Raw genomic sequence first — 16,711 nt, 5'->3', positions numbered from 1 at the left:
GGAGGTACCGGTGACGACACGTGGAGTTCTGTACGTGCACTCCGCACCGCGCGCGCTGTGCCCGCACGTCGAATGGGCCCTGGCCGGTGTGCTCGGTACGCGGGTGAACCTCGACTGGATCCGTCAGCCGGCGGCGCCCGGCACCTGGCGAGCCGAGTTCTCCTGGCGCGGCGAGGCCGCCACCGCCTCCCGGCTCGCCTCCGCGCTGCGCGGCTGGGACCTGCTCCGCTTCGAGGTCACCGCCGAACCCGCGGACGGCCACGAGGGCGAGCGCTACAGCTCCACCCCCGAGCTCGGCATCTTCCGCGCCGTCACCGGACCGCACGGCGACATCCTGGTGCCCGAGGACCGCTTGCGCGCCGCGCTCACCCGCGCCCGCCGCGGCGAGAGCGACCTGGAGTCCGAACTCACCCAGCTCCTCGGCAAGCCCTGGGACGACGAACTCGAACCCTTCCGCTACGCGGGCGAGGGCGCCCCCGTCCGCTGGCTCCACCAAGTCGTCTGACCTCGCACACGCGCACTGCTTCTCCGCGCGAACATCGCGCACACCGGGAAAACCGCCAACAGCAATGGCCCGCCCGGAGAACTCTCCGAGCGGGCCATCCACGTACGAACTTCTCTGTACGAGCCGCTCCGTACGTACTTCTCCGTGCAGACCCTCGCCGTCCCTACGAGCCCTGCCAATCTCCTGCGGTCCCAGCCCAACTGCCTGCGCCACACGCCCACTTGAGGCCGGACGGAAGGCGAACGATTCTTCAAACGAGAACCACCGCAACCATCAATTGAGCAACCACGACGCTCAGCAACCAGCTCCGCGAGAGCGGCGCCGGTTTAGGCGCAAAGGACAGCCGGTTTAGGCGTAGGTTCTGAACGCCAGCACCACGTTGTGGCCGCCGAAGCCGAACGAGTTGTTGAGGGCGGTGATGCTGCCCTCCGGCAGGGCGCGGGCCTTGTCGCGAACGATGTCGGCGTCCGCCTCGGGGTCGAGGTTGTCGAGGTTGATGGTGGGCGGGGCGACGCGGTTCTTCAGCGCGAGGACCGTGGCCACGCTCTCCACGCCACCGGCGCCGCCGAGCAGATGGCCCGTCATCGACTTGGTGGCCGAGACCGCCATGTGGTCGACGTCGGTGCCGAAGACCCGGCGCAGCGCCTTGATCTCGGCGACGTCGCCCAGCGGCGTCGAGGTCGCGTGCGCGTTGACGTGCGCGATCTCGGAGGCCTTGAGGTCGGAGGAGTCGAGGAGGTTCTGCAGCGCGTGGGCGATGCCGTTGCCCTCGGGCTCGGGCTGCGTGATGTGGTGGCTGTCCGCCGAGATGCCCTGGCCGACGGCCTCCGCGTAGATCGCGGCGCCGCGCGCCTTGGCGTGCTCCTCGGACTCCAGGACGACGACGCCCGCGCCCTCACCCATGACGAAGCCGTTGCGGGCCACGTCGTAGGGGCGGGAGGCGCCCTCGGGGTCCTCGTTGTTCTTGGACATCGCCATCATGTTGCCGAAGGCGACCATGGGCAGCGCGCAGACCGCGGCCTCGGTGCCGCCCGCGAGGACGACGTCGGCGCGGCCGCTGCGGATCATCTCCATCGCGTAGCCGATGGCTTCGGCGCCGGAGGCACACGCGGACACCGGAGTGTGCACGCCCGCCCGGGCGTTGACCTCCAGGCCGATGTTGGCGGCCGGGGAGTTCGGCATCAGCATCGGCACGGTGTGCGGGGAGACGCGGCGGCCGCCCTTTTCCTTCAGTACGTCGTACTGGGCGAGGAGGGTCGTCACACCGCCGATGCCGGAGGCGATGACCGCTCCCAGACGCGTCGGGTCGACGTTCGCCTCCTCGTCACCGGCGCGGCCGGAGAACCCGGCGTCCTTCCATGCCTCCTGAGCGGCGACCAGAGCGAACTGCGCGGACCGGTCCAGCTTTCGGGCCTGGGGCCGGGGCAGTATGTCGGCCGGGTCGACCGCCGCCTCGGCGGCGATACGGACCGGCAGGTCGGCCGCCCACTCGTGGGCCATGAGCCGGACCCCGCTGCGTCCGGCGAGAAGGGCCTCCCAGGTGGAAACCGCGTCGCCACCCAGCGGTGTAGTTGCGCCGATACCGGTGATGACCACGGTGCGATTGGTCGAGCTCACAGGAATTCACTTTCTCCAAGGTGAGGAGGGACGGAAGCGGCGCCACCGCCGGGTGGCGGAGCGCCGGGCCAGGCCCGGCGAGCTTTCAGCTCTTCTGGTTCTTGAGGATGTAGTCGGTCGCGTCGCCGACGGTCTTGAGGTTCTTGACGTCGTCGTCCGGGATCTTCACGTCGAAACGCTCTTCGGCGGCGACGACGACCTCGACCATCGACAGCGAGTCGACGTCCAGGTCATCGGTGAAGGACTTGTCCAGCTGGACGTCCTCGACCGGGATGCCGGCGATCTCGTTGACGATCTCCGCGAGACCGGCGACGATCTCTTCCTGAGTGGCGGCCATTGTGGCACTCCTTCGGTGTGTGTTCACAAGGTGTGGCGACTTGCACGGTGGGACATGCGGAAGATGATCCGTACGCCGTCTACGGGAGAGTAACTACCGTGGCAGCGTAGACGAGACCCGCCCCGAAGCCGATGACGAGAGCGGTGTCACCGCTCTTCGCCTCGCCGGTCGCCAAGAGCCGCTCCATCGCGAGCGGAATCGAGGCGGCCGACGTGTTGCCGGTGTGTTCCACGTCGCGGGCGACCGTGACGTGCTCCGGCAGTTTCAGGGTCTTCACCATCGAGTCGATGATCCGCATATTGGCCTGGTGCGGGATGAAGACGTCCAGGTCGGCCGCGGTGATCCCGGCCTGGTCGAGGGCCTGTTGAGCGACCTTCGCCATTTCGAAGACGGCCCAGCGGAAGACCGCCTGGCCCTCCTGGGTGAGGGCGGGGAACTTGACCTCGCCCTGTTCGTTGAGGGGCAGCTTGGCCACGTCGCCGACGCGGTAGTCGGACCACTGCACGGTCTGCTTGATGGTCTCCGACTTGTCGCCCTCCGAACCCCACACGGTGGGGCCGATGGCGGGCTCGGTGGCCGGGCCGACGACGACCGCGCCCGCGCCGTCACCGAACAGGAAGGCGGTGCTGCGGTCGTCCAGGTCGGTCAGGTCGGACAGCCGCTCGACGCCGATCACGAGCACGTACTCGGCCGAACCCTCGACGATCATGCCCTTGGCCAGCGTGAGGCCGTAGCCGAAGCCCGCGCAGCCCGCGGAGATGTCGAAGGCGGCGGCCTTGTCGGTGCCGATCCGGTCGGCGATCTCGGTCGCCACGGCCGGGGTCTGGGCGAAGTGCGAGACGGTGGAGACGACGACCGCGCCGATCCGCTCGGCGGAGACTCCGGCGGCGGCGAGCGCCTTGCCGGACGCCTCGACGGACATCGCCGCGACGGTCTCCTCGTCGCTGGCCCAGTGCCGCGTCGCGATGCCCGAGCGGGAACGGATCCACTCGTCGGAGGAGTCGATCCTCTCCAGGATGACGTCGTTGGGGACGACGCGGACCGGGCGGTAGCCGCCGACGCCCAGGATGCGTGCGTAAGGGGCGCCCTTGGCGGCGCGGATCTTGGCCATGCTCTCGGGGCTCCTTGTCACGCCTCGGCCGGTCCGGCGGAGGCTGCCGCTTCGGCGATGAGCTCGCGAGCGGCGTCCAGGTCGTTCGGGGTCTTGAGCGCGAGCGTGCGCACGCCGGGCAGGGCGCGCTTGGCGATACCGGTGAGCGTGCCGCCGGGGCACACCTCGATCAGCGTGGTGACGCCCCGCTCCTGGAACGTCTCCAGGCACAGGTCCCAGCGCACCGGGTTGGCGATCTGGCCGACCAGCCGCTCGACGACCTCCGCGCCGGTGGCCACGGTCTGCCCGTCCCGGTTCGAGACATAGGTGAACTTCGGGTCGTTCACGGTGAGTTCGCGGGTGGCCTGCTCCAGCTTCTCGACCGCCGGGGCCATGTGCTGGGTGTGGAAGGCGCCCGCGACCTTGAGCGCCACGACGCGGCGTACGCCCTCGGGCTTGTTCTCCACCAGCTCCGCGATCTGCGCGGTGGTACCGGCGGCGACCAGCTGTCCGGCGCCGTTGACGTTGGCGGCGGTCAGGCCGAGCTTCTCCAGGTGCGGCAGGACCACGTCCGGCTCGCCGCCGAGGAGCGCGGCCATGCCGGTCTCGGTGACGGCGGCGGCCTCGGCCATCGCCAGGCCACGGGCCCGTACGAACTTCAGGGCGGCGATGTCGTCGAAGACGCCGGCGTACGCGGCGGCGGTGATCTCGCCCACGCTGTGTCCGGCGACGGCGCCCGGCGTCAGCTCGCCGAGCGCGGCGGCGGACAGCAGTCCGGCGGCGACCAGAAGTGGCTGGGCGACGGCCGTGTCACGGATGGCGTCGGCGTCGGCCTCGGTTCCGTAGTGGGCGAGGTCGAGACCGATGGCGTCCGACCAGGCCGCGATGCGGTCGGCGGCGCCGGGCAGTTCGAGCCAGGGGGTCAGAAAGCCGGGGGCCTGGGCGCCCTGGCCGGGAGCGACGAGTACGAGCACTCTCACACTCTCTCTTGAGGACGGCCTCGCCCGCCCGTGGGGACAGGGACGAAGAACCGTAGGGGTAATTGTGGAGCTTCAACAAAAACCTAGGGTTGGGTGTCCCTGTCGGCCAGACGCCCGAGGATGAGGGCGATGCGCAGCGTGAAGGCCGAGCGTACATCCGAGGGTGACCATCCGGTGACGTCAGTCACACGTCGGAGCCGGTAGCGCACGGTGTTGGGGTGGACGAAGAGCATCCGGGCGGCCCCTTCGAGGCTGCTTGCCTGCTCCAGATAGACGCTCAGCGTTTCCAGGAGCGCCGAGCCCGCTTCTTCCAGTGGTCTGTAGATCTCCTCCACCAGTTGCTCTCGCGCGGAGGGATCGGCGGCGATCGCGCGCTCCGGGAGCAGATCGTCCGCGAGTACCGGCCGGGGCGCGTCCTGCCAGGCCGAGCAGGCCTTGAGCCCGGCGGCGGCGGCCTGCGCGGAGCGGGTCGCGGCCAGCAGGTCGGGCACGATCGGCCCGACCACCACCGGACCCGCCGCGTACGGGCCGATCAGCGCCTTGGCCACCTGCAGCGGATTGTTGCTGCCGCCCGCGATGACGACGAGCCGGTCGCCGAGCACCCCGGTCAGGACCTGCAGCTTGGCGTGCCGGGCGGCCCGCCGGATGGCCTCCACCGTCAGCTCGCTGTCGCCGTCCGGCGCGGTGCCGAGGACCACGCACACATGCTCGGGAGAGTTCCAGCCGAGGGCGGCGGCGCGGGAGACGGCGCCCTCGTCGGCCTCGCCGGACAGCACGGCGTTGACGACCAGCGATTCGAGGCGGGCGTCCCACGCGCCGCGGGCCTCGGCGGCCTGCGCGTACACCTGGGCGGTGGCGAAGGCGATTTCGCGGGCGTACACGAGCAGCGCCTCGCGCAGTACGGACTCGTCGCCGGGCGCCGCGACCTGCTCGATCGCGGACTCCATGACCTCGATCGTGGTGCGCACCATCTCGACGGTCTGCCGCAGGGTGATGGCGCGGGTCAGCTCGCGCGGTGCGGTGCCGAAGACGTCGGTGGAGATGGCCTGCGGGGCGTCGGGCCGCCGGAACCACTCGGTGAAGGCCGCGATACCGGCCTGCGCGACGAGCCCGATCCAGGACCGGTTCTCCGGTGGCATGGCGCGATACCACGGCAGCGTCTCGTCCATCCGCGCGATGGCCTGCGCGGCGAGCGACCCTGAGGACTTCTCGAGCCGCTTCAGCGTTCCGGCGTGCGGATGGCCCCCCTTGGGTGAACCGGTGGAGCCGTGAGAGCCGGGAGAGCCATGAGAGAGGGAACTGTCATCGGGTTCGGGCACGGGGACAAGACTGCCTCATCGGGGCAAGCTTCTGCGGCGGCGGGGTGAGGGCTTGCCGTTACCGTGGTCGGTGTGATTGACGTACGGCGCGCCGGTGAGCGCTATCGCGGCGGCAGCCCGGACGAGGGCATCACCACCCTGCACGCCTTCAGCTTCGGGCCGTACTACGACCCCGACAACCTGCGCTTCGGCGCGGTGATCGCCTGCAACGAGGAGCGTCTGGAGCCCGGCGCCGGGTTCGAGGAACACCCGCACAGCCACACCGAGATCGTCACCTGGGTCGTCGAGGGCGAGCTGACCCACCGTGACTCGGCGGGCCACGAGTCGCTGGTGCGGCCCGGTGACGTTCAGCACCTCGGCGCGGGCGACGGGGTGCGGCACGTGGAGCGCAACGACGGCACCGAGCCCCTGGTCTTCGTCCAGATGTGGCTGGCTCCGCTCCGGCCGGGCGGCGAGCCCGGCTACCGGATCGTGCGCGGCATAGCCGACTCCACTCCGTACGCGCTGCCCGCCGCCGGCGCCATGCTGCACACCCGCCGCCTGACCGCGGGCGCGCGGAGCGCCGTACCGGACGCGGATTTCGTCTATCTGCACGTCGTACGCGGCCGGGTCCGGCTCGGGGGTGAGGAGCCCGTGGAGTTGGGGCCCGGCGACGCGGCTCGGATCACGGGTGCGCGGGGGGTGGAGGTCGCGGCCGCGGAGGCCGCGGAGGTGTTGCTGTGGGAGATGGCTGCACAGCGCGCATCGTCTGCATCGTCTGGACCGACTGGATCGCCTGCATCATCTTGATCAATCTTCATCGTGTGGGTGGACCGGGTTGACCAAGTTGATCGCAGGTGGCCCGAGTTGATTGAGTTGATCGGATTGACTGGAGAGGGTTGAGTTGACCGGTGTTGACCGAGTCGACTCGGTTTGCTCAACTGTTGACTCCCTTTACCTATCTGGATAGTTGAGGGCTAAAAGTCTGGCTGGTTCAGAACTGCCACCCTCTGTCCATTCGTCCTACCTTGAGTACCGGCCCATACGTACGCACTCCAACTCCCCGTGAGAACACGGGAGTTCAGGGCTCGGGGGAGGTTGCGTGGACACTCCGGTGCGGTCGTCCGAGGGATTCTCGCGGAGCGAGGCCACCCGTCTGCTGTGCGCGGGTGCCTACCTGGACGCGGAGTTCCGCCGCCGGGTCGTGGAGGAACTGTCCGAGCACGAGGAGCGTCCGGTGGCTCCCTCGCTCGGGGTGGATGTCGTACCCGTGCTCGCGCACGCCTTGCGCGCCCGCGCCCAGGAGGTCGGGACGGCGCTGCTGACGCTGGCGATCTGGGTGCTGTTCGTCACCGTCGAGATCACCCAGGGCACCAGCCGCCTGATGGGCTTTCCGGCGTTCGCCGTGTACGCGGCCGTCGCCCTGGCCCTGTACGCGGGCCGGGGCGCCGCGGGCCTGAGCACCGCCGTCTACACCCTGGACACGGCCACGTTGAGAGAGGCGGTGCGCGGGCGGCGCAAGGTGCTCTCCTACGGTCCGCGGTTTCTGGCCCTCGGCTACTGGTTCCTGGTGTTCTACGCCCTCGTCGCGGGCCTGAACGTATGGCCCGCGGTGATCTTCCCGCTGCTGCTCGTGCTTCCCGTCTGGATCCACCGGGCGCGGGTGGCCGCCGTGCTGCGCGAGGAACTGAGCCGAAGCGCCTTCGCCCGGCTGGCGCGCGCCGTTCCGCGAGGCGCCGAACGGCTGCGCCGCATCCAGGCGAACATCGACCGCGAACAGCACGCGCCGCTCACCATCTACGACCCGCTCCGCCCGTTCATCGGCGCCGGAAAGCCGTACGAACCCTGGTCGTTGGCGCTGGAACTCAAGCGGAGCGGTGGCGGGACGGACGCCGGCCGGCTGACCGCGCGTGCGGTCATCGACCTGATCCGGCCGCGCATCGAGGCGCTGCGCGACGCGGCGGCGCGGACCAGCAGGGACCGGCTGTGCGAGCTGGAGATCGACGAGTTCGTGTATCTGCCGGTCGGCCCGCCGCGCTTCCGGGTCGGCTACGACGAGGGGACGGTCGCCGCGCATCTGCGCGAGGCCGTCGACGAGGGCGGCGAGGCGCGACGGCACTTCCTGCGCATCCGGATCGGCGCCTGGGACGAGAACCTGGTGGTCTCGGTCCTGGTGCGGGTGCACACCCAGGGCGGAATGCTGGTCCTGGAAGTGGTCCCGCACGTACTCACCCCAATGCGGCCGGAGTTCAGGGCCGTCGACGTGATCGTCAACCGGGGCGCCGAGAACGTGGCACGCGAGGGCGTACGCGCCCTGCTCACCGCACCGACCGCGACCATCGCCGCCGCGGTCTCCGCGCTGGGCACCCTGGTCTCCGTGTTCCGCGTGTGGCTCGGCGAACCGCAGCGCGCCCTGCCGGACGGCCCGGCCGCCTCGGTACGGGAGCTGGGCAGCGTACGGGAGATCTCGCTGTTCCAGGAGATGGACGTCAGCCGGTATGTGAAGACCGTCCAGGACCGCATCGCGAGCGGGGTGCACTCGGCGCTCAGTGCCGCCGGGTACGAGACCGGTGAGTTCGAGCAGCAGATCGTCAATGTCAGCGGCGGCGGAGTGTTCATCGGGTCGATGAGCGGCGGCGCCGTCGCGACGGGGGAGCGGGCCACGGCCCGCAGTTCGAGCACGGTACTGGAGAAGGGGGGAGGTGCCGGATCGTGAGGTACGAGGACGAGGCAGCGGCGGACGGGGCCGCGAACAGGGCCGAGGACGGGGCCGCGAACGGGAACACGGGTGGGTCCGGTGTGGTGCGCATCGGGTCGATGAGCGGTGGGGCGGTGGCCGCGGGGTACGGGGCGCGGGCCGTCGACATGTCGGGACACGGGCCGGCGCCCGCCACCTCGGCACAGGCCGAACTCCTCGACGCCGTAAGGACGTTGCGTGAGCAGCTCGCACTGCTCGTGCCCAGTGAGGAGACGGCCGGGGTGGCCGGTGAGCTGGCCCGGGTGGAGGAGGAGATCGCCGGGACCGGCCGGGCCGACGCGGGGCGGCTGAGCAGGCTGCGCGAACTGCTCGGGACCGGTGCGGGCGCGGTGAGCGGGCTCGCCGCGGCGGTGGCGGTGACCCAGGCCATCGCCCAGGTGCTGGCCTGAACAGGGGACCTGCCGGGGGAGGTTGGGATGAGCTACTGGGACGCGGAGGGCCAGCAGTGGGTGGACCGGCCGCCACCGGGGCATGCGCCGGGATCGGTGCGGGGGAACGGCGGCGCACCGGGCCCGCCGCCCGACCCCCGGCTCGCCCCTGGCCCCAACGTGCAACGCCGGATGGTTCTTTCGGTCGTCGTGGTTGCCGCCCTCGCACTCGTCGGCGTCGGAATCTGGCTGCTGGTACGTGCCGCCGACGGGGAGGACGAGACGACCAAGCCGCCGTGGACGGTCGAAACCCCCGGCACCGTGGGTGGCCCGAACAGTGTGGGCCCGGACCCGGGTTACAGCGACGGCGGCGTGAACGGGGGCGCGGACGGGGGCTCGTCGGGAGGGAATTCCGACGAGCCCACCGAACCGGAGCCCGAGCCCGAGGAGCCCGAAGTCCCGGCCGGTTACCGGTTGGTGGACGACGAGGCCGGTTACCGTCTCGCCGTTCCCGAGGGCTGGTACCGCACCACCCGGGACACCAGCGTCTACTACGCGCCCGAGGACCCGACCACCACGCGTACCTCTTTCCTCCAGATCTTCGAGCTGGAGGGGCCCGAGCCCACGCCCTACGACTCGGCGGTCGAGGCCGAGCGCCTCGTCTCGGACCTGCCGGACTACACGCGCCTCATCCTGGAGGGCGAGGGCGGTGCGTATCCCTACGCGGACCTGCAATACACGTACAACAACGACGAGTTCGGCCCCCGGCATGTCGCCGACCATCGTTTCGCGACGCCCGACGGGACGATGTACGCCGTCGTCGCGGCCGGGCCGGTGGACGAGAGCGGGGACCAGATCGAGGCCCTGCGAACCGCCCTGGGGTTCTTCTGTCCGCAGGGGGCGGGCTGCTACGCGTCCGGCTCCGGCTGAACGGTCAACCAGGCGGCCAGTCAGGCGGCCAGCCATGCGGTCAACCAGGCAGCCACCCGAGCGAGTTCGGGCAGGGCCCGGTTCGTGACGGCCGGTAGTGGTGCGGGCGCGGCCGCTCGGAGCGAGGCCGCTCAGAGTGAGGCCGCTCAGCGCGCCGCCGTGAAGCCGTAGCGGACGCCGGTGAGTTTCTCGGAGACGTCCCACAGGCGGCTGCCGGTGCCGGGGTCCGCGGCGGCGGGGGAGAGTTCCACCCGGGTGGGGGCCCCGCGCAGTTCGGCCGTGCCGTCCGGACCGATGAACTCGCCGCCCCGCGCGTCCGGTTCGGTCGCCGCGTACAGCTGTGGCAGTGCGCCCTGCTCCGGGCGCTGGGCGAACAGCGGGGCGCCGATGTGCCCGAACAGCACCCGCCACAATCCGACCGGGGCGCTGAACTGGAGGTTGGTGGCGGTGTACCCGGGGTGGGCGAGCAGGCTGTGCACCGGGCTGCCGGAGGCGATCAGTCGTCGGTGGAGTTCGTGCCCGAAGACCGCGTTGGCCAGTTTCGACTGGTTGTAGAAGGCCATCGACGAGTAACGGCGTGCGCCGTGCAGGTCGTCGAAGCGAAGGCGGGCCTTGCGGTGGTTGACCGAACTCACCGTGACCACACGGGGGCTCCGGCCCGCCTCCAGCAGGTCCAGGAGCAGTCCGGTGAGCGCGAAGTGGCCGAGGTGGTTGCAGGCGAACTGGAGCTCGTGGCCCTGCGCGCTGAGGGTTCGGGGCGGTGCCATCACTCCGGCGTTGTTGATCAGTACGTCCAGGCGCGGGTGGTCGTCGTGCAGGCGGTCGGCGAAGGCGCGGACCGAGACGAGGTCGGCGAGGTCGAGGCGGCGTACTTCGAGGTGGGCGCCGGGCTGCTCGGCGGTGATCTCGGCCGCCGCGCGCTGCCCCTTGGACTCGTCCCGTACGGCGAGGATCACCCGCGCGCCCCGGTGTGCGAGGGCCCGGGTCGTCGCCAGGCCGAGGCCACTGTTGGCGCCGGTGACGACGAACAGCCGCCCGGTCTGGTCGGGGATCCGCTCGGAGGTCCAGGGGCGCCGCTGCTGCTTCCGTTGCTTCCGCGTCATGCGGCACATGCTGTCCCTGATGTCACCGAGTGTCAAGAAGGGATTTGAGTGCCATGCTGCCATCGGGTGCCATAGTGCGCCTGGGTGTCGTGGGAGGCATGACGTACCATCGCCGGGTGAGCTCCCGCCCTCGCCCCGAAGTGAGCCTGGCCCAGCGCAAGCGGCAACTCGTCTCGGACGAACTGACCGAGGCGGCACTGCAGTTGCTGGCTGCCAAGGGCTATGACGCGGTCACCGTCGACGAGATCGCCCTCAGCGCGGGCGTCTCCAAGCGGACCTTCTTCCGCTACTTCGCGTCCAAGGAGGACGTGGTCGTCCAGTTCCTGGCCGACATGGGCGGTGACATCCGTGCCGAACTGGCCGACCGCCCGGCCGCCGAGCGCCCCTCAGAGGCACTGCGGCACGCGGTTCGGGTCCCTCTCGCCGCCTGTAGCGGCCACGCGGAGCGGGCACTGCCGGTGGTGCAGTTGATCCTGCGCACCCCGGCCCTGCTCGCACGCTTCCTGGAGCGCCAAGCCCAGTGGCGCGAGGACCTCGCGGCGGAGCTCGCGGCACGTCTGGACCGCGACGCCGAGAGCGACCTGTACCCGCAACTGGCCGCGGGCGCGGCACTCACGGCCTTTCACACGGTGCTGCGCCGCTGGAGCACCAGCGACGGCGCCGAGGATCCCGCCGACCTGATCGACCGCGCTTTCGCGATGCTCGCCCCGGCTCTGGATCAGGTGGACCAGGTCTAGACCTGGCGGACGTTGTTGACAGGTGGGTCTCTCAGATCTGGGAGATCTGCATGATGGACGAACGCGGCCTGTCGAGGCGGGTGCGGCACCGGTCGGCGGTGCTGCGTCAGAGCTCGGCGAGCACCGCGTCCGTGAACGGCGTCCAGGCCTCGATCGCCCAGGGCCCGAAGGCGCGGTCGGTCAGCGCCACGCAGGCGGCGCCCGCGTCGGGGTCGACCCACAGGAAGGTCCCGGCCTGACCGAAGTGGCCGAAAGTGCGCGGTGAGGACGAACGGCCCGTCCAGTGCGGGGACTTGGAGCCCCGGATCTCGAAGCCGAGCCCCCAGTCGTTGGGGCTCTGGTGCCCGTAGCCCGGCAGCACTCCCTTGGTGCCCGGGTACTGCACGGTCATGGCCTCGGCGACGGTACGGGCGTCGAGCAGGGTGGGCGCCTGGAGTTCGGCGGCGAAGCGCACCAGGTCGGACAGGGTGGAGGTGCCGTCCTTCGCGGGTGAGCCGTCCAGACGCGTACCGGTCATGCCGAGCGGTTCGAGCACGGCCTGGCGCAGGTACTCCGCGAACGGGATGTCGGCGGCCTTGGCGAGATGGTCGCCGAGCACCTCGAAGCCCGCGTTGGAGTAGATACGGCGCTCGCCCGGGGCGGCCTGAATCCGGTGCTCGTCGAAGGCGAGCCCGCTGGTGTGGGCGAGCAGGTGCCGCACCGTCGCGCCCTCGGGCCCTGCGGACTCGTCCAGGTCGAGCGCGCCCTCCTCGTGCGCGACGAGTACGGCGTACGCGGCCAGCGGTTTGGTCACCGAGGCCAGCGCGAACCTGTGGTCGGCCGGTCCGCGGCTGCCCGCCACGGTGCCGTCCGCGCGGACCACCGCCGCGGCGGCGGTCGAAACGGGCCAGTTCTCGGTCAACGCCAGGCTCTGCATACCGGCGAGCCTATCGGCCGCCCGCACGGGCGCCGGAGGGGGCGGCGGCAGCCGTATCGCCGCGGCCGTGGCCCCGCCCCAAAAACCACCCTTGCCTGGAGTGCACTCCAAGGTTCTAGCGTTGAGGCATGACGGTGACCGAGACCATGGCCGCGGCCGGTGAACGGGCGGACCTCTGCTCCCCCCGACCGCCGGTCCATCCGCGGCCCGACGGGCAGGACCACTACACGATCAGCGAGGTCGTCGCGCTCACCGGGCTGACGGCGCACACCCTGCGGTGGTACGAGCGCATCGGTCTGATGCCGCACGTGGACCGTTCCCACACGGGCCAGCGCCGCTACCGCAACCGCGATCTCGACTGGCTGGACCTCGTCGGCAAGCTGCGGCTGACCGGGATGCCGGTCTCCGACATGGTCCGGTACGCCGAACTCGTGCGCGCCGGTGAGGGCACCTTCGCCGAGCGCCGCGACCTGCTGGAGACCACCCGCAGGGACGTCCTGGCCCGGATCGCCGAACTCCAGGACACCCTCGCGGTACTCGACCACAAGATCAGCATCTACGCCGACACCGGCCGTATGCCGGAGAGAGTCACGGGCACATGACGCGCATCGCGACCGCACAACTGGGCACCGACGGACCCGAGGTGGGCATACAGGGTCTTGGCTGCATGGGCATGAGCTGGGCCTACGGCCCCACCGACGCCGACGAGGCGCGCGCCACCCTGGAACGCGCCCTCGAACTCGGCGTCACCCTCTACGACACCGCCGACGTCTACGGCGCGGGCGAGAACGAGAAGTTCCTCGCGCCCTTCGTCGCCGCCCACCGGGACGAGATCGTCCTGGCCACCAAGTACGCCCTGCACATCGACCCGCAGAACATGGAGCGGCGGAGCATCCGCAACGACCCCGCCTACATCCGCTCCAGCATCGAGGCGAGCCTGCGCCGCCTGGGCACCGAGACGGTCGACCTCTACTACATGCACCGGCGCGACGTGAGCGTCCCGCTGGAGGAGTCGGTCGGCGCCATGGCCGAGCTCGTCCGCGAGGGCAAGGTCAAGCACCTGGGCCTGAGCGAGGTGACCGCCGCCGAACTGCGCGCCGCGCACGCCGTGCACCCGATCGCGGCCGTGCAGTCGGAGTGGTCGCTGTTCAGCCGGGACATCGAGGAGTCGGTGGTGGCGGAGGCGGCCCGGCTCGGGGTCGCCCTGGTGCCGTACTCGCCGCTCGGGCGCGGATTCCTCGCGGGCCTGTTCGCCGACGCGCGCACCGATCTGAGCGACGACGACTTCCGGCGTACGCTGCCCCGCTTCAGTGGCGAGAACGCGGCCGCCAACGCCGCCCTGCTCACGCCGCTGCACGAGGTGGCCCGCGCACACGAGGCGAGCCCCGCGCAGATCGCGCTGGCCTGGGTACAGCAGCAGGCGAGCAGGCGGGGCCTGACGGTCGTACCGATCCCGGGCACCCGTAAGCGCAGCCGCATCGAGGAGAACACGGCGGCCACCCGGATCGAGCTGACGGAAGGGGAGTTCGCGGCCCTGGAGCCGATCGCGGGACAGGTCGCGGGCCAGCGGTACGCGGACATGGCCTTCACTTCGGCCGGACGGGAGTAACGGGTACAGGAGGAACGGAGGCGGGAGTTACGGACACGGGCGTAACGGATACGGGCGTACGGCGGCCAACGCGGACGCCCCGTCCGTCCCGCCGTCCGCCCGGCCGTCTGCCCTGCCGCCTGCCGCCTGCCGCGTCGTCCGTCCTGCGCACGGAGCTGTGAGCGCCCGCCCCGCCGGGGGCCGGTGCTCACAGCTCCGCGAGCAGCTCGGCCTTCTTCGTGCTGAACTCGGTGTCCGTCACCAGCCCGGCCTGGTGGAGTTCGCCGAGGTGACGGATGCGTTCGGCGATGTCGGCCGGGTCGCGGCGGGCACCTGCCGGTACCGGTGCGGCGACTTCGCGGGGCTTCTGGGCGCCGCCGGAGGAACGTATCGCCGCGAGGACGGCAGCGGCGAACGGCAGGGACTCGTGGACCGGTCCGTAGCCGAGGCCGAAGACCACGGCGGCCGGGTCCTGGTCGGGCTGGGAGGGCTGCTCCTCCTCGCCGCGGCGGCGCAGTCGCAGATGTCCCTCGAAGACCTCGGGGGAGCGCCACTCCACCCCGCACAGCTCGCTGACCTCGTAGTTCTGGTCGCCCGCTTTCCACTTGGCGGAGGAGGCGCCGGTCCAGAACCAGCGGAAGGACACCGCGCCGCCGTCGAACACGGCCCGGCCGTCGTAGGCCTTGAACTGCCGGGGCGGCTCGGGCGGGGCCACCAGATGGCGTTCGGCGTCCTGCCCGGCGTCCTCGTCCAGGAGGGCGCGCAACTCGTCGGCGTAGTACTCGGCGAGCGTCTCCTGTTGCGCGGGCAGCACCAGGCGGTAGGGGTCGCAGCCCTCTTTGAGCTGCCCGGCCGCCACATCCATCAGCGGGTCCGCGCCAGGTCTGGGCACGGCGTGCAGCACGACGGACCCGCGTCGCCCGGGAGTCAGTGTCACCGCCGCTATCGCCTCCAGGGGGATTCGGCGTTCGCCGAGCACCTGGAAGAGTTTCGGCGTGCGGATCCCCCGTTCGAAGCGGATGAGCACGGAGTCCGATTCGAACTCCCAGGCGGCATGAAGTCCAGCCAGTACGTCACCCATGCGGGTCATCGTATGCGGGAGGCCCCTTCACGTCGCCTCTTGCGCGACCGCACTTCTTGCAGGTACTACGCGCGTTCGTGCCGCTAGGCGTCCGTGAGACCGTCCCGGCACGCAGGATCCTGCTGTGCGCACGTCACTGTGCGGAAGGAGCCCGTCCCGATGGCCGCGAAGTTGCCGAGACTGTCGGTCCCGGGCGTGAAGTACCCGGTGTGCCCCTGCGCCAGTTCGGCCGAGACGCGCCGTGCGCCGAACGAGCCGGACACCGGGTCGGCGCCGTGGCCCAGGCCGCCGAGCTTGAGGAAGGGGACCTCCCGAATCCAGTCGTCGTTGTCCCGGGTGGCCCAGACGCGGGCGCCGGTGTCCAGGCCGGAGACGCTGGAGACCCGCATTCCGGGGCTGCCCGAGACCGCGATGTCGGTGACCCGTGAGGGCAGCTCGTCGGCGCCGACGCCGCACAGCACGCTTCCGTAGCTGTGGCAGAACAGCGCGACCGGTGCCCGGCCCGGCAGCGCGCGCAGCAGTGCGTTCAGGCGCTCCGCGCCGTCCTCCGCCTTGCCCGCGGTCACCGCGTCCACGCCGATGCCGGACGGGGAGGTGTAGTCGGCCCAGGCGATCACCGCGGTACGGGTGTCCGGGCGCGTCTGGCGTTCGGCACGGTGCAGGGCCTGCGCCATGCCGACGGGGGCGCTGTAACGGCGCTGGGTGCGCTGGAAGGTGAGCAGGTCCGTGTCGACGCCGGGCACCACCACCGAGACCCGCTGTGCCCGTTCGAGGTTGCCGAAGACCTCGGCCACCCGCCCGGGACCGAGCGGGTCGAAGGCGAGGATGCGGCGGTGCGGTTCGAGCAGGTTCTCGAAGCGGTGCATGCGCCGGCCCGCCTGGTGCTGGCCGACCGACGAGAGCCGCGGGTCGTGCGTGCGGCGGAGCTCGGCCTTGCGGGCCTTCTCCAGCGCGATCCGGTTGGCCCGGTAGCGCAGCTCGACCGGGGCACCGTTCATGTTGCCCACGGCCAGTGCGTACCGGCGCAGCAGCCGCCGCTCCTGGCGCTTGTCGAGGGACTCGAAGAAGTCGCGCAGGCGCTGTGGCGAGGACTCGTGAGAGGGAAGGGGTCTCGCCCCGATACGGCCGCGTTCCCAGGCGTCGAAGGACGCTTCGACGGGAGAGGACGCCGCTCCGTGACCACGCACGGTGGTCCAGCCGGTCGTCGTCAGCAGAACGAAGACGACGGCCAGGGCGAGCAGGGCACGAGTGGCGCTGAGCTGCGTGGGGGTATCGGTGGGAGTCACTGCGGGACACCCTAGGAGAACCCGAGTCGAAGCCAGGAACCCAGTGGTGCGGGTCACGTTTCGGGGCCCCTATTTGCCGCATAGCGGACGTGGGTCAAATGGCTCGTCACTGTGCGC

Annotated in this window: 17 protein-coding genes; 8 read left to right on the top strand and 9 right to left on the bottom strand. The window is 70.9% G+C overall.

From position 1 onward, the window contains the following. The first annotated feature begins 10 nt into the window (after positions 1-10). Positions 11-505, top strand: a complete 495-nt coding sequence (locus HUT18_RS07715; RefSeq protein WP_176098996.1) for a DUF3145 domain-containing protein — start codon at positions 11-13, stop codon at positions 503-505. Positions 506-853: 348 nt separating this feature from the next. On the opposite strand, the gene fabF is transcribed toward HUT18_RS07715, so the two are convergent. From fabF to fasR, 5 genes are all read right to left on the bottom strand, one after another. Beyond that, entirely contained in the window at positions 854-2,122 is a 1,269-nt protein-coding gene (gene fabF / locus HUT18_RS07710; RefSeq protein ID WP_176098994.1) for a beta-ketoacyl-ACP synthase II, read from the bottom strand. 85 nt (positions 2,123-2,207) lie between these two features. Further along, entirely contained in the window at positions 2,208-2,459 is a 252-nt protein-coding gene (locus HUT18_RS07705) for an acyl carrier protein (RefSeq protein ID WP_176098992.1), read from the bottom strand. Positions 2,460-2,538: 79 nt separating this feature from the next. Next, complete coding sequence (locus HUT18_RS07700; protein WP_176098990.1) at positions 2,539-3,570, bottom strand: ketoacyl-ACP synthase III; 1,032 nt, start codon at positions 3,568-3,570, stop codon at positions 2,539-2,541. A 17-nt stretch (positions 3,571-3,587) separates the two neighbouring features. Beyond that, positions 3,588-4,523: an ACP S-malonyltransferase gene (locus HUT18_RS07695; protein ID WP_176098988.1), complete on the bottom strand. Its 936-nt coding sequence runs from the start codon at positions 4,521-4,523 to the stop codon at positions 3,588-3,590. 89 nt (positions 4,524-4,612) lie between these two features. Continuing rightward, positions 4,613-5,752, bottom strand: coding sequence for a fatty acid biosynthesis transcriptional regulator FasR (fasR, locus tag HUT18_RS07690; RefSeq protein ID WP_176104352.1), 1,140 nt, complete (start codon positions 5,750-5,752; stop codon positions 4,613-4,615). Between the two features lie 168 nt (positions 5,753-5,920). Here fasR and HUT18_RS07685 point away from each other — a divergent pair, with 168 nt between their 5' ends. From HUT18_RS07685 to HUT18_RS07670, 4 genes are all read left to right on the top strand, one after another. Then, a complete protein-coding gene (locus HUT18_RS07685; RefSeq protein ID WP_176098987.1) occupies positions 5,921-6,637 on the top strand; it encodes a pirin family protein in 717 nt (238 codons plus the stop codon). Positions 6,638-6,929: 292 nt separating this feature from the next. Further along, positions 6,930-8,543 carry a hypothetical protein gene (locus tag HUT18_RS07680; protein ID WP_176098985.1) on the top strand — a complete coding sequence of 538 codons (1,614 nt, stop codon included), beginning with the start codon at positions 6,930-6,932 and terminating at the stop codon, positions 8,541-8,543. Then, a complete protein-coding gene (locus HUT18_RS07675; protein ID WP_176098983.1) occupies positions 8,540-8,974 on the top strand; it encodes a hypothetical protein in 435 nt (144 codons plus the stop codon). The genes HUT18_RS07680 and HUT18_RS07675 overlap by 4 nt, the downstream gene beginning before the upstream one ends. 27 nt (positions 8,975-9,001) lie before the next feature. Further along, positions 9,002-9,883, top strand: coding sequence for a hypothetical protein (locus HUT18_RS07670; RefSeq protein ID WP_176098981.1), 882 nt, complete (start codon positions 9,002-9,004; stop codon positions 9,881-9,883). A gap of 146 nt (positions 9,884-10,029) precedes the next feature. On the opposite strand, the gene HUT18_RS07665 is transcribed toward HUT18_RS07670, so the two are convergent. After that, positions 10,030-10,986, bottom strand: coding sequence for an oxidoreductase (locus tag HUT18_RS07665; RefSeq protein ID WP_176098979.1), 957 nt, complete (start codon positions 10,984-10,986; stop codon positions 10,030-10,032). Positions 10,987-11,102: 116 nt separating this feature from the next. On the opposite strand from HUT18_RS07665, the gene HUT18_RS07660 reads away from it, so the two are divergent. Then, positions 11,103-11,723 (top strand): TetR family transcriptional regulator, encoded by a 621-nt coding sequence (locus tag HUT18_RS07660; RefSeq protein ID WP_254878471.1) that lies wholly within the window; start codon positions 11,103-11,105, stop codon positions 11,721-11,723. 106 nt (positions 11,724-11,829) lie between these two features. Here the strand turns inward: HUT18_RS07660 and HUT18_RS07655 are convergent, their stop codons facing one another. After that, the gene (locus tag HUT18_RS07655; RefSeq protein WP_176098975.1) at positions 11,830-12,639 is read right to left on the bottom strand and encodes a serine hydrolase; all 810 of its coding nucleotides are present in this window, start codon (positions 12,637-12,639) and stop codon (positions 11,830-11,832) included. A gap of 128 nt (positions 12,640-12,767) precedes the next feature. On the opposite strand from HUT18_RS07655, the gene HUT18_RS07650 reads away from it, so the two are divergent. Together HUT18_RS07650 and HUT18_RS07645 are read left to right on the top strand one after the other, a co-directional pair. Further along, complete coding sequence (locus HUT18_RS07650) at positions 12,768-13,241, top strand: MerR family transcriptional regulator (protein WP_176098973.1); 474 nt, start codon at positions 12,768-12,770, stop codon at positions 13,239-13,241. After that, positions 13,238-14,248 (top strand): aldo/keto reductase, encoded by a 1,011-nt coding sequence (locus tag HUT18_RS07645; RefSeq protein WP_176098971.1) that lies wholly within the window; start codon positions 13,238-13,240, stop codon positions 14,246-14,248. Before HUT18_RS07650 ends, HUT18_RS07645 begins: the two co-directional genes overlap by 4 nt. A 187-nt stretch (positions 14,249-14,435) precedes the next feature. Here HUT18_RS07645 and HUT18_RS07640 read toward each other — a convergent pair whose 3' ends face one another. Next, the gene (locus tag HUT18_RS07640) at positions 14,436-15,317 is read right to left on the bottom strand and encodes a DUF4429 domain-containing protein (RefSeq protein ID WP_176098969.1); all 882 of its coding nucleotides are present in this window, start codon (positions 15,315-15,317) and stop codon (positions 14,436-14,438) included. Between the two features lie 74 nt (positions 15,318-15,391). Next, entirely contained in the window at positions 15,392-16,594 is a 1,203-nt protein-coding gene (locus tag HUT18_RS07635; RefSeq protein ID WP_176098968.1) for an alpha/beta hydrolase, read from the bottom strand. Between the last annotated feature and the right edge of the window lie 117 nt (positions 16,595-16,711).

Source organism: Streptomyces sp. NA04227, from assembly GCF_013364195.1.
In the GTDB taxonomy this organism is placed as follows: domain Bacteria; phylum Actinomycetota; class Actinomycetes; order Streptomycetales; family Streptomycetaceae; genus Streptomyces.
Note: the sequence above shows the minus strand (reverse complement) of the source record. Positions and strands in the feature narration are given on the sequence as shown.